The 13,934-nt window shown below is 62.9% G+C and carries 3 protein-coding genes and 3 rRNA genes; all 6 read right to left on the bottom strand.

Annotated elements, in window-relative coordinates; genetic code table 11:
• Positions 1–68: 68 nt before the first annotated feature.
• Positions 69–185, bottom strand: a 5S ribosomal RNA gene (rrf, locus tag RY94_RS08125).
• A 330-nt stretch (positions 186–515) separates the two neighbouring features.
• Positions 516–3,672, bottom strand: a 23S ribosomal RNA gene (locus RY94_RS08120).
• Positions 3,673–4,214: 542 nt separating this feature from the next.
• Positions 4,215–5,747: ribosomal RNA gene (locus RY94_RS08115) — 16S ribosomal RNA — on the bottom strand.
• Together the 16S, 23S and 5S rRNA genes form the textbook arrangement of a ribosomal RNA operon.
• Before the next feature lie 547 nt (positions 5,748–6,294).
• Positions 6,295–10,092 carry a 1,4-alpha-glucan branching protein GlgB gene (gene glgB / locus RY94_RS08110; protein ID WP_043443348.1) on the bottom strand — a complete coding sequence of 1,266 codons (3,798 nt, stop codon included), beginning with the start codon at positions 10,090–10,092 and terminating at the stop codon, positions 6,295–6,297.
• Positions 10,092–11,858: a maltose alpha-D-glucosyltransferase gene (gene treS, locus RY94_RS08105; protein ID WP_043443346.1), complete on the bottom strand. Its 1,767-nt coding sequence runs from the start codon at positions 11,856–11,858 to the stop codon at positions 10,092–10,094. Before treS ends, glgB begins: the two co-directional genes overlap by 1 nt.
• Positions 11,858–13,897 carry an alpha-1,4-glucan--maltose-1-phosphate maltosyltransferase gene (locus RY94_RS08100; RefSeq protein ID WP_052274089.1) on the bottom strand — a complete coding sequence of 680 codons (2,040 nt, stop codon included), beginning with the start codon at positions 13,895–13,897 and terminating at the stop codon, positions 11,858–11,860. The genes treS and RY94_RS08100 overlap by 1 nt, the downstream gene beginning before the upstream one ends.
• Positions 13,898–13,934 lie beyond the last annotated feature (37 nt).

Genomic DNA, 13,934 nt, shown 5'->3' with positions numbered 1-13,934 from the left:
GGTGCTGGGTGGGTGGTTAACGTGGGAAGGCCCCGCACCTGGTGGTGTGGGGCCTTCCTGTAATGGTTGTCCGGCGGTGTCCTACTCTCCCACACTCTCTCGGGTGCAGTACCATCGGCGCTGTGGGTCTTAGCTTCCGGGTTCGGAATGGGACCGGGCGTTTCCCCCACGCTATGACCGCCGTAACCCTTGCTACCTGACGCGCCCGTGCCGTGCCCCCGGGTGCCCTGATGGGCGGGGGTGGTGGGTGCCGGTAAATCTGTGGGTTACATCGTGTCGTGCTGGATGTAACAGTGGTGCTGGGTGTAGCAGTGTCGTGCTGGGTGTAACGGTGTGACCGGGAAAGAGACCCGTGGTGGGGGTTTCCTGGTGTTTGTGGGTGGTTCCTGTTGTTGGTTGGGAACCGCATAGTGGACGCGTAGCATGTGATCTTCACCCTCCCCATGGTCACCGTCGGGGTCGGGGGGTTCCTGGTTGCCCGGGAACTCCCGTTGTCTTCTGGTGGGGGTGGGTGTGTGGTGTAAGTTATCGGCTTATTAGTACCGGTCAGCTTCGCAGGTCTTTCGTCCCTGCTTCCACATCCGGCCTATCAACCCAGTGGTCTGGCTGGGGGCCTCTCACACTCTAGGTGTATGGAAATCTCATCTTGAAGCAGGCTTCCCGCTTAGATGCTTTCAGCGGTTATCCCATCCGAACGTAGCTAATCAGCGGTGCACTTGGCAGTACAACTGACACACCAGAGGTTCGTCCGTCCCGGTCCTCTCGTACTAAGGACAGCCCTTCTCAAATTTCCTGCGCGCGCAGCGGATAGGGACCGAACTGTCTCACGACGTTCTAAACCCAGCTCGCGTACCGCTTTAATGGGCGAACAGCCCAACCCTTGGGACCTACTCCAGCCCCAGGATGCGACGAGCCGACATCGAGGTGCCAAACCATGCCGTCGATATGGACTCTTGGGCAAGATCAGCCTGTTATCCCCGAGGTACCTTTTATCCGTTGAGCGACGGCCATTCCACAATGTGCCGCCGGATCACTAGTCCCGACTTTCGTCCCTGCTTGAGATGTCTCTCTCACAGTCAAGCTCCCTTGTGCACTTACACTCGCCACCTGATTGCCAACCAGGCTGAGGGAACCTTTGGGCGCCTCCGTTACTTTTTAGGAGGCAACCGCCCCAGTTAAACTACCCATCAGGCACTGTCCCTGACCCGGATTACGGGCCGAAGTTAGATATCCAGAGTGACCAGAGTGGTATTTCAACGATGACTCCACGTGAACTGGCGTCCACGCTTCACAGTCTCCCACCTATCCTACACAAGCCACACCGAACACCAATACCAAACTATAGTGAAGGTCTCGGGGTCTTTCCGTCCTGCTGCGCGTAACGAGCATCTTTACTCGTACTGCAATTTCGCCGAGTTTATGGTTGAGACAGCGGGGAAGTCGTTACTCCATTCGTGCAGGTCGGAACTTACCCGACAAGGAATTTCGCTACCTTAGGATGGTTATAGTTACCACCGCCGTTTACTGGGGCTTAAATTCCCAGCTTCGTCCCACGCAAGCGTGAAACTAACCGGTCCTCTTAACCTTCCAGCACCGGGCAGGAGTCAGTCCGTATACATCGTCTTGCGACTTCGCACGGACCTGTGTTTTTAGTAAACAGTCGCTTCCCCCTGGTCTCTGCGGCCCTGATCCGCTCCGGCAAGCTAGTCGCCATCACGGTTGGGGCCCCCCTTCTCCCGAAGTTACGGGGGCATTTTGCCGAGTTCCTTAACCATAATTCTCTCGATCGCCTTAGTATTCTCTACCTGATCACCTGTGTCGGTTTGGGGTACGGGCGGCTAAAACCTCGCGCCGATGCTTTTCTCGGCAGCATAGGATCACCAAATTCCCCCATACGGGGGTCCCATCAGATCTCAGACTCGTGATCGAACACAAGGACGCGGATTTGCCTACGTCCTGCCCTACATCCTTAGACCGGGACAACCATCGCCCGGCTTGGCTACCTTCCTGCGTCACACCTGTTAATACGCTTACCTCCCGAGATCAGGTCCCGCGATCCACAAAAAACCACGTCACCACAAGGGTGGGCGGTCATGCTTCTGGCGGTTAGTATCCCTCGATCAGTATTGGCGGTTTTTCGCCGGTACGGGAATATCAACCCGTTGTCCATCGACTACGCCTGTCGGCCTCGCCTTAGGTCCCGACTTACCCAGGGCAGATTAGCTTGACCCTGGAACCCTTGATCATTCGGCGGACGGGTTTCTCACCCGTCTTTCGCTACTCATGCCTGCATTCTCACTCGTGTGGGCTCCACCGCTGGTTTACACCGCGACTTCACTGCCCACACGACGCTCCCCTACCCATCCACACCCCTGAACTCAGGAGAACAAGTCTCCGGCTTGGGATCTATGTGAATGCCACAACTTCGGCGGTGTACTTGAGCCCCGCTACATTGTCGGCGCGGAATCACTTGACCAGTGAGCTATTACGCACTCTTTCAAGGGTGGCTGCTTCTAAGCCAACCTCCTGGTTGTCTGGGCAACTCCACATCCTTTCCCACTTAGCACACGCTTAGGGGCCTTAGTTGGTGGTCTGGGCTGTTTCCCTCTCGACTATGAAGCTTATCCCCCACAGTCTCACTGCTGCGCTCTCACTTACCGGCATTCGGAGTTTGGCTGACGTCAGTAACCTTGTAGGGCCCATTAGCCATCCAGTAGCTCTACCTCCGGTAAGAAACACGCAACGCTGCACCTAAATGCATTTCGGGGAGAACCAGCTATCACGAAGTTTGATTGGCCTTTCACCCCTACCCACAGCTCATCCCCTCCATTTTCAACTGAAGTGGGTTCGGTCCTCCACGACGTCTTACCGTCGCTTCAACCTGGCCATGGGTAGATCACTTCGCTTCGGGTCTAGATCACGCCACTGCAACGCCCTATTCAGACTCGCTTTCGCTACGGCTTCCCCACACGGGTTAACCTCGCGACGTAACACTAACTCGCAGGCTCATTCTTCAAAAGGCACGCCGTCACAGAAACTAGGTCTGCTCCGACGGTTTGTAGGCACACGGTTTCAGGTACTATTTCACTCCCCTCCCGGGGTACTTTTCACCTTTCCCTCACGGTACTGGTCCGCTATCGGTCATCAGGGAGTATTTAGGCTTACCAGGTGGTCCTGGCAGATTCGCACGGGATTTCTCGGGCCCCGTGCTACTTGGGATCCTCTCCAAACGGCGTCACGCATTACGGTTACGGGACTTACACCCTCTCCGGCCGGGCTTTCAAACCCGTTCACCTATACGCACGCACTCATTTCACCAGTCCGGCAGAACTGGAACGGAAAGTCCCACAACCCCAGTGATGCAACGCCCGCCGGCTATCACACACCACTGGTTTAGCCTGATCCGCGTTCGCTCGCCACTACTGACGGAATCACTATTGTTTTCTCTTCCTGTGGGTACTGAGATGTTTCACTTCCCCACGTTCCCTCCACGTACCCTATGTGTTCAGATACGGGTCACCCGGTCACTCGCGCGCCGGGCGGGGTTTCCCCATTCGGACATCCTGGGATCAAAGTTCGGTTATCAACTCCCCCAGGCTTATCGCAGATTCCCACGTCCTTCTTCGGCTCCTGATGCCAAGGCATCCACCGTGTGCCCTTAAAAACTTGACCACTAAGATCAAAAACATATCGAGAAAACCAGGCCCGACCACGAAGATCGGAACCAGATTATTCTTAGAAATTGCTTCTTTTTAAGATGCTCGCGTCCACTATGCAGTTCTCAACCAACAACCCCAACACACCCCCACCCACCCCGAGAACCGGGACCAGGCAGAGCATGCGCAGGAAAACCAGAAACAACGAACCCCACCCCCCATACCGGCCACACCACTCCCCCACCACCCGGACAGCACCCACAACAGGCACCCCCGGACACGAGGAAAACAGCACAACCACCACAGAACATGAGGCCCTGTTATCTCAGGACCCAACAGTGTGCCAAACAGTAAAACCCGGTAACCCCCACCAACCCACGCTTTCCAGAACCCCGAAGAGAACGTACTCACCAGCCAGCAGGCACCACCAGGCACCTATCCATTGATATTCCACCCATGAGCACCCACCGCGGAACAAACGCCCGCGCTATGGGCTGACTCCTGCGAACCACACACCCACCACAGAGGGCAGGCCCATGAATCCGAGGCGCTCCTTAGAAAGGAGGTGATCCAGCCGCACCTTCCGGTACGGCTACCTTGTTACGACTTAGTCCCAATCGCCGGTCCCACCTTCGACGGCTCCCTCCCACAAGGGGTTAGGCCACCGGCTTCGGGTGTTACCAACTTTCGTGACTTGACGGGCGGTGTGTACAAGGCCCGGGAACGTATTCACCGCAGCGTTGCTGATCTGCGATTACTAGCGACTCCAACTTCATGAGGTCGAGTTGCAGACCTCAATCCGAACTGAGACCGGCTTTTTGGGATTAGCTCCACCTCACAGTATCGCAACCCTTTGTACCGGCCATTGTAGCATGCGTGAAGCCCAAGACATAAGGGGCATGATGATTTGACGTCGTCCCCACCTTCCTCCGAGTTGACCCCGGCAGTCTCCCATGAGTCCCCGGCATAACCCGCTGGCAACATGGAACGAGGGTTGCGCTCGTTGCGGGACTTAACCCAACATCTCACGACACGAGCTGACGACAACCATGCACCACCTGTAAACCGGCCACAAGTGGCTGACACATCTCTGCATCATTCCGGTTCATGTCAAGCCTTGGTAAGGTTCTTCGCGTTGCATCGAATTAATCCGCATGCTCCGCCGCTTGTGCGGGCCCCCGTCAATTCCTTTGAGTTTTAGCCTTGCGGCCGTACTCCCCAGGCGGGGCACTTAATGCGTTAGCTACGGCGCGGAAAACGTGGAATGTCCCCCACACCTAGTGCCCAACGTTTACGGCATGGACTACCAGGGTATCTAATCCTGTTCGCTCCCCATGCTTTCGCTCCTCAGCGTCAGTTACAGCCCAGAGACCTGCCTTCGCCATCGGTGTTCCTCCTGATATCTGCGCATTTCACCGCTACACCAGGAATTCCAGTCTCCCCTACTGCACTCTAGTCTGCCCGTACCCACCGCAGATCCGGAGTTAAGCCCCGGACTTTCACGGCAGACGCGACAAACCGCCTACGAGCTCTTTACGCCCAATAATTCCGGATAACGCTTGCGCCCTACGTATTACCGCGGCTGCTGGCACGTAGTTAGCCGGCGCTTCTTCTGCAGGTACCGTCACCAACCCGAAAGCCGGCTTCTTCCCTACTGAAAGAGGTTTACAACCCGAAGGCCTTCATCCCTCACGCGGCGTCGCTGCATCAGGCTTGCGCCCATTGTGCAATATTCCCCACTGCTGCCTCCCGTAGGAGTCTGGGCCGTGTCTCAGTCCCAGTGTGGCCGGTCACCCTCTCAGGCCGGCTACCCGTCGTCGCCTTGGTAGGCCATTACCCCACCAACAAGCTGATAGGCCGCGAGTCCATCCAAAACCACAAAAGCTTTCCACCAACATGGCATGCGCCAGAAGGTCGTATCCAGTATTAGACCCGGTTTCCCAGGCTTATCCCAGAGTCAAGGGCAGGTTACTCACGTGTTACTCACCCGTTCGCCACTAATCCCCCCACAAGTGAGGTTCATCGTTCGACTTGCATGTGTTAAGCACGCCGCCAGCGTTCATCCTGAGCCAGGATCAAACTCTCCGTAAATGCATTACAGACACAACAATGACACCCGGGAAAACGGGCGACACCACTGCACAAAATTCGAAACCAGCCAAAAAAACCAGCCACCACACACAAACATGCGCGACGACCAGCCAATTCAACCAATCAAAAAANACACCACTGCACAAAATTCGAAACCAGCCAAAAAAACCAGCCACCACACACAAACATGCGCGACGACCAGCCAATTCAACCAATCAAAAAACAATCGGTATCAACAAACTTGGCACACTATTGAGTTCTCAAACAACAGGAACAACCGGCACCAAACACGACCAAACCGTCATGTCCTCGCTCCGGAGCAACTTTCAAAGCTTACCCGCACCCACCCCGTAACCGCAAATCCGCCGATTCCCGTCGTTCCCGCTCTCCGTTCCCGTCCGCGTGGACAGGAGGCGAATCCCGGTTCTGAGGTTGTCGGCCGACCAGATTACTTCGTCGGCGCGGATATAAACGATAGCACCGGCGGGGACCGGATGCAAAACAGCGGCGGACCCCGGGGGTCCGCCGCTGCCAGGGTGCTCGGGTGTCAGGAGGTGGTGGGCTTCAGGTACAGCACGCCGAGCGGTGGGACACGGACATCCCCGTAGGCGGGCTGGCCGTTGTGCGCACCCTCGCGGGCCGTCACGACCCCGGAGTTCCCGACGCCCGACCCACCGAACTCCTCCGAGTCGGTGTTGAGCACCTCGGTCCACTCCCCCGCCCAGGGCAGTCCCACACGGAATCCCTCGTGGGGGCCGCCGGCGAAGTTCGCGATGCAGACGAGCGGGTTGCCCTGGTGGTCCCAGCGGATGAAGGACAGCGTGTTGTGCTCGCCGTCGTTCTCGTCGATCCACTGGAAGCCGGCCGGCTCGTTGTCACGCGCATACAGCGCCGGGGTCTCCCGGTACACGGCGTTCAGCGACCGGACGAGCTGCTGGACTCCCTTGTGGGACGGGGTATCCGTGAGCCACCAGTCGAGACTGTGCTGCTCCGCCCACTCGGACTCCTGGGCGAACTCGGTCCCCATGAAGATCAGCTGCTTGCCCGGGTGTGCCCACTGGAACGCGAGGTATGCGCGGACGTTCGCGAGCTGCTGCCAGCGGTCGCCCGGCATCTTGCGCAGCAGGGAACCCTTGCCGTGCACGACCTCGTCATGGCTGATGGGCAGCATGAAGTTCTCCGTGTAGGCGTACACCATGGAGAACGTGGCCTTGCCGTGGTGGTACATCCGGTTGATCGGTTCCTCGGCGATGTACTCGAGGGTGTCGTGCATCCAGCCCATGTTCCACTTGATGCCGAACCCGAGGCCACCGGCGCTGGTCGCCCGGGTGACGCCGTCGAACGCCGTCGACTCCTCGGCCACCATGACGATTCCCGGGGCCCTCTTGTAGGCGGTCGCGTTGACCTCCTGCAGGAAGGAGATGGCTTCGAGGTTCTCCTGGCCGCCGAACTTGTTCGGCCGCCACTCGCCTTCCTCCCTCGAGTAGTTCAGGTACAGCATCGACGCGACGGCATCGACCCGGAGACCGTCGATGTGGAACTCCTCGAGCCAGTACAGGGCATTCGCGACCAGGAAGTTGCGCACCTCACGGCGACCGAAGTCGAAGATCAGCGTGCCCCAGTCCCGGTGTTCGCCGAGGAAGGGGTCGCCGTGCTCGTACAGGGTCCCGCCGTCGAAGTTGGCCAACGCCCACTCGTCCTTGGGGAAGTGCGCGGGGACCCAGTCCATGATGACGCCGATACCGGCCTGGTGGAGCTTGTCGACGAGGTACTTGAAGTCGTCCGGCGAGCCGAAACGGGACGTCGGCGCGAAGTAGGAGGTGACCTGGTAGCCCCACGACCCGCCGAACGGGTGCTCGGCGACGGGCATGAGTTCCACGTGGGTGAACCCCTGCCAGGAGACGTACTCCACGAGCTGCTCCGCCAGTTCCCGGTAGCCGAGCCCCTGGCGCCAGGACCCCAGGTGCACCTCGTACACGCTCATGGGCCCGTTGTGCGGATCGGTGGCCGCACGTGCCTGCATCCACTCGTCGTCGCCGAAGACGTAGGTCGACTCGACGACCCTGGAACCGGTGAGCGGCGGGATCTCGGTGCCCCGCGCCATCGGGTCGGCCTTCTGGCGCCACTGTCCGTCGCTGCCGAGGATCTCGAACTTGTAGCACGTGCCGGCGCCGGCCCCGGGGATGAAGATCTCCCAGATGCCCGTGCTGCCCAGCACGCGCATCGCGTTGACGCTGCCGTCCCAGCCGTTGAACTCGCCCATGACGCGGACCGCGCGGGCGTTGGGGGCCCACACCGCGAAGGACACACCCTGGATGTCGCCGAGGACGGACGAGTACCGGCGGACGTGCGCGCCCAGCGCGGTCCACAGGGTCTCGTGCCGGCCTTCACCGATGAGGTGCATGTCGATCTCGCCGAGGGTCGGCAGGAACCGGTACGGGTCGTCGACCGTGACGGGGTCGCCGTCGTAGACCACCTCGAGCCGGTAGTCGGGGACGTGGCCCGGGTTCTCGGCCGGCAGCGCGCCGACCCAGATGCCGTTGTGCTCGTGGGCCAGCTCCGTGCGGCCGGTTCCGGTGACGACGGCGACGGACCGGGCGAGGCGTCGCAGCGTGCGGATGGTGACGATGTCGTCGCTGTCCAGGTGAGCGCCGAGGACGGCGTGGGGCTGGTGGTAGGAGCCCTCCGACACCTGCTGCAGGACGGACTGCTCGACCGCCACGGGCGTGAGGTCGGCAGCCGGGGCGGGGGATGAACCCTTCGCCTCCGTGGCCACGTCCTTCGCCTTGTCGGCGATCTCCGTCGTCGCACTCTTCGCCTTGTCGGCGACCGCCTTCGCGGTCTCGGTCACGGCCTTCGCCGCCTTGCCCGCGAGGGTTTCCTTGCCTGCGCCCTTGGCGGGACCGGCCTTCTTGGGGGGATTCATGTCAGCTGCTTTCGTGGCGTCCGCACCGGGCTGTGCACCCAGCGCGCGTCGGACATCCCGGACGGGCATCTCGACCCAGTCCGGTCTGTTGCGGATCTCGTAGACGACTTCGTACAGGGCCTTGTCGAGCCAGAGTGCGCGGAAGAGCGGTCCGTCGGTGTCGACGGGCGTGCCGGCTTCCTGCGCGTAGCCGGCGAGGAATGCCGCGCGGGCGTCGTCGGACCACCGTTCGGTCTCGGCCGCCGCGGGCGAACCCACTGGTGCGGCGCCACGGGACGCCGCCGCGTATTCGAGCGAGCGGACCATGCCGACGACGTCGCGCAGCGGCACGTCGGGGACGCTCCGCTCGGCGGTGGGCCGAAGGGGCTCACCCTCGAAGTCGATGACGAGCCAGGTGCCGTCCGGCGCCTGCAGGACCTGGCCGAGGTGCAGGTCGGCGTGGATCCGCTGCAGGGGCGGGATGTCCGCGAGCGTCTCCACGGCGCGGATGACGCGCTCCACCTCCGCGCCGAGCGGTCCGACGGCGTCGCCGGCTTCCTCCCAGGCCCAGCGGATGCGCGCCGCGAGGGCTTCCCTGAAGTCCTTCTTCTCGGCATCGGTCGCCGTGCGGTGCCCGAAGGCGACGTCGAGCTGCCGATGGATCCTCGCGACGGCCTGCCCGAGTCCGCGGGCCTCCGTGGTGAAGTCGGCAGCCGTGGACGCGGCGAGGGACGCCGTGCGCCAGGCGTCGGTGCTGCCTTCGACGAAGTCACGCAGCACGCTCACGTGCCCCGTGACCGGGCGGCCCGGTGCGGCGTCCGCGTGCTGCCACGTGCCGGTCACCCAGCTGAAGGTGTCCGGTGTGTCGGTGGAACCGCCTGCGGTGAGCTGGGCGCTGAGCTCCACGTCGGGGCTGTCACCCGCGGCGAGCACCCGGAAGAACTTCACGATCATGGAGCCGGGCCCGGAACCGTAGATCACCGAGGTGTTCGACTGCTCGCCCTGGAGGACCTTCACGGGCTGGACGGTGCCGGGCTCCTGGTGGGCCGGTGCCTTGATGGCGACGCCGTTCAGGCGACCGTCCGCCGTGCTGCCCGCGCTGAGCATGAAGTCCACCCAGAGCCGCACGAAAGCGGCATCATGCGTCGCGTCGTAGGCCCATCGCGTTCCCAGCGCGGGGTGTTGCACCCGGCCGATCAGGCCGGATGCGTCGTCGAGCGGTTCGCTGCGGTAGCTGACCGGCACGCTGACGACGTCGGTGCGCCGTCCTGAGTCGATCGCGAGGAAGTGCACCTCGAAGCTCGCTGCGCCCGTCGGGTCCTCGAGGACAGTCCCGCCGACGACCGTCAGCTCCACCGACTGCCCCCGTGCGGGGAACCACCGCTGGGTGGGCAGCCACGCCGTGAGGATCTCCGGGATGAACGGTGCGTGCCCCGCCATTATCGGATCGCCTCCGGGATGGGGATGACCGGGATGGCCTGGGTGTTCGGGGAGGACGTGTTGGAGCTGGCGGAGCGGACGCGGAGCCAGAAGAAGTCGTGGCTGCCGAGCGTGAGGGTGACCTCGCCGTCGTCGCCGAACGCCGGGAACACCGACCCCCCGAAGAGGTCCCGCAGGCCGCGGCCGGCGAACTCGGGGAGGCGCATCCTCGCCGCGACGGGGTGCTGCGAGAGGTTGAAGACGCACAGGACGGACTCCGCCTGCTCGCCCTCGGCGTTGCCCTCGTCGATCTCCCGGAGGAAGGCGAGCACGTGCTCGGACTCGACGGCCACATGGCGGTAGGAGCCGAGCCCGAACGCGGGGTGGGTCTTGCGCACGGCGAGCATCTGGCGCACCCAGTGGAGCAGTGAGCTCGAGGTGGCCATCTGGGCTTCGACGTTCACGTGGTTGTAGTGGTAGACGAGCGACTGCACGACCGGCAGGTACAGCTTGCCGGGGTCCACCGGGGAGAAGCCCGCGTTGCGGTCCGGGTTCCACTGCATCGGCGTGCGTGACGCGTCGCGGTCTTCCAGCCAGATGTTGTCGCCCATGCCGATCTCGTCCCCGTAGTAGAGGAACGGGCTGCCCGGCAGGGACAGCAGGAGGGCGTGGATGAGCTCCACCTCGGCGCGTGAGTTGTCCAGGAGCGGGGACAGGCGACGGCGGATACCGACGTTCGCGCGCATGCGCGGATCCGGCGCGTACCAGCCGAGCATGGCCTCGCGCTCCTCGCTGGTGACCATCTCGAGCGTCAGCTCGTCATGGTTGCGGAGGAAGGTGCCCCACTGCGCCCCGGCCGGGATGTCGGGCGTCTCCTTCATCGTCTCGATGATCGGCGCGGCCTTCTGGTCCCGCAGCGCGTAGAAGAGTCGCGGCATGATCGGGAAGTGGAACGCCATGTGGCACTCCGGTCCGTCGGCGTCGCCGAAGTACTCGACGACCTCGTCCGGCATCTGGTTCGCCTCGGCGATGATGACGCGGCCCGGGTAGGTCTCGTCGACCATGGCGCGCAGTCGCTTCAGGAACTCGTGCGTCTTCGGCAGGTTCTCGCAGTTGGTGCCCTCCTCCTCGAACAGGTAGGGGATGGCGTCCGCGCGGAACCCGTCGATGCCCTGGTCCAGCCAGAACTTCACGACGTCGAAGATGGCTTCCTGCACCTTGGGGTTCTCGAAGTTGAGATCCGGCTGGTGGCTGAAGAAGCGGTGCCAGAAGAACTGGCGACGCACCGGGTCGAACGTCCAGTTGGACTCCTCGGTGTCGACGAAGATGATGCGCGCGTCCTCGTACTTCTCGTCGGTGTCGCTCCAGACGTAGAAGTCGCCGTACGGCCCCTCGGGGTCGCGCCGCGACTCCTGGAACCAGTGGTGCTGGTCCGAGGTGTGGTTCACGGGCAGGTCGATGATGACCCGGACGCCGCGGGCGTGCGCCTCGGCGACGAGCCGCTTGAAGTCGCTGAGGGAGCCGAACTCGTCGAGGACGTCGTAGTAGTCCGAGATGTCGTACCCGCCGTCCCGCAGCGGGGACTTGAAGAAGGGCGGCAGCCAGAGGCAGTCGACACCGAGCCACTGGAGGTAGTCCAGTTTCTCGATCAGACCGGACAGGTCACCGGAGCCGTCCCCGTTCGCATCGGCGAAACCGCGCACCAGAGCCTCGTAGAAGACCGCCTTGCGGTACCAGAGGGGGTCGTGGGCCAGTCCAGGTGCGTTGAGCTGGAAGGGGTTGGGCACTAGTGCTGCCTCCTGATTGAGAGAATGTGAGCCGGTTCCACGTGGGCGTCCAGCCGGACGTAGTTGTGTTCGCCCCATGCGAAGGTCTGTCCCGTGATGAGGTCGTCCACGAGGAACGTACCGCTCTCGTCGACATCCGCCGCATCGAGTCCCAGCTTCGCCAGGTCGAGCGACACGGTACTCTCCCGGATGCTGTGCGGATCGACGTTGACGACGACGATGATCGTGTCCTTGCCCTCCGCCGTCTGCTTGTGCTTGACGAAGACCAGCGTGGCCGGATCGGTGCTGCTGTGGATCGAGAGGTTCTCGAGGTCACCGAGCGCCGGGTGCGCACGCCGGATGGCGTTCAGCCTCGTGATGAACGGGGCCAGCGAGCGGCCCTCGGCCTCGGCGGCGGCGTAGTCCCGCGGGCGGTACTGGAACTTCTCGTTGTCGATGTACTCCTCGGCCCCGGGCCGGGCCACGTGCTCGAAGAGTTCGTAGCCGGAGTAGACGCCCCACAGGGGGCTCGCCATGGAGGCGAGCACGGCCCTGATCTTGAAGGCGGCCGGGCCCCCGTACTGGAGGTACTCGGTCAGGATGTCCGGGGTGTTGACGAAGAAGTTGGGCCGGAAGTACGCCGGGGAGACCTGGCTGATCTCCGTGAAGTACTCCTCGAGCTCCGTCTTGGTGTTGCGCCACGTGAAGTAGGAGTAGGACTGCTGGAACCCGGCACGGCCCAGGGCGTGCATCATGGGCGGGCGGGTGAAGGCCTCCGCGAGGAAGATGACGTCGGGGTGCTTCTTGTTCACCTTGGCGATGAGCCACTCCCAGAACTGCACGGGCTTGGTGTGCGGGTTGTCCACCCGGAAGATCTTCACGCCGTGCTGGACCCACATGAGGACGATCCGCAGGATCTCCTTCGCCAGGCCCTGGGGGTCGTTGTCGAAGTTGATGGGGTAGATGTCCTGGTACTTCTTCGGGGGGTTCTCCGCGTAGGCGATGGTGCCGTCGACGCGGGTGGTGAACCACTCGGGGTGCGACTGGACCCAGGGGTGGTCGGGTGCGGCCTGCAGCGCGAGGTCCAGGGCCACCTCGAGACCGAGTTCTCCGGCCCGTGCGACGAAGGCGTCGAAGTCCTCGAAGGTGCCGAGGTCGGGGTGGATGGCGTCGTGGCCGCCGTCAGCGGATCCGATCGCCCACGGCGAGCCCGGGTCGCCGGGGGCGGCGGTGAGGGTGTTGTTCGGGCCCTTGCGGTGCGTGTGTCCGATCGGGTGGATCGGCGGCAGGTAGACGACGTCGAAGTTCATGGCGGCCACGGCGTCGAGGCGCTTGGCGGCCTCCCGGAACGTGCCGGAGGTCCACTGCGCCGTCTCGGGGTCGTAGGTGGCGCCTTCCGAGCGGGGGAAGAATTCGTACCAGGCGGCCCGCCCGGCGAGTTCCCGCTCGACGTCGATGGGGTACGCCCGCGACGCGGTGACCAGCGAGCGGAGGGGCTGGCGGGCGATCGCCTCGTGGATCGGGGGCGTCAGGCCGGCGGCGAGACGCTCGTCGACGGTCAGGGACGCATCGGCGAGGGTGGCGGCGGTGCGGCGGAAGAGAGCCGCGTCGCGTGCGTTGCGCTCCGCTGCCGCGCGGGTGAAGAGAGCGGCGCCTTCCGCGAGCATCAGCTCGACGTCGACGCCGGCCGCGATCTTGATGGTCGCGTCGTGTTCCCACGTACCGAAGAGATCGGACCAGCCTTCGATGGTGAAGGTGTGCAGGCCCTTGGTGCGCGGGGTCAGGGTGCCGGCCCAGCGGTCCAGCCCCGAGCCGACGGGTGTCATACGGATGCGCTGCACCTCCTTGCCCCGGGGGTCGTACAGGACCGCCGATACACCCAGCTGGTCGTGTCCTTCCCTGAAGACGGTGGCACCCACGGCGATGCCCGAGCCGGGAAGCGCCTTGGCAGGGAAGCGTCCGTCCTCGACGACGGGACTGACCGCGGTGATGGGAATGCGGCCGAACCGCAGTCCTTCGGGATAAGGGGCATTTCGGTTCTGGTCGGTAGTGGTGGTCACCCGTACGACGTTAGCGAGTAATGGCCTGAATTGCTAA

The sequence above is a fragment of the Arthrobacter sp. L77 genome (assembly GCF_000816565.1).
GTDB classification, from domain to species: domain Bacteria; phylum Actinomycetota; class Actinomycetes; order Actinomycetales; family Micrococcaceae; genus Arthrobacter_D; species Arthrobacter_D antioxidans.
This window is presented reverse-complemented; position numbering and strand designations above follow the sequence as displayed.

Coding starts and splice junctions, on each gene's coding strand:
- glgB (WP_043443348.1), bottom strand. CDS start 10,092: ATGGCGGGGCACGCACCGTTCATCCCGGAGATCCTCACGGCGTGGCTG.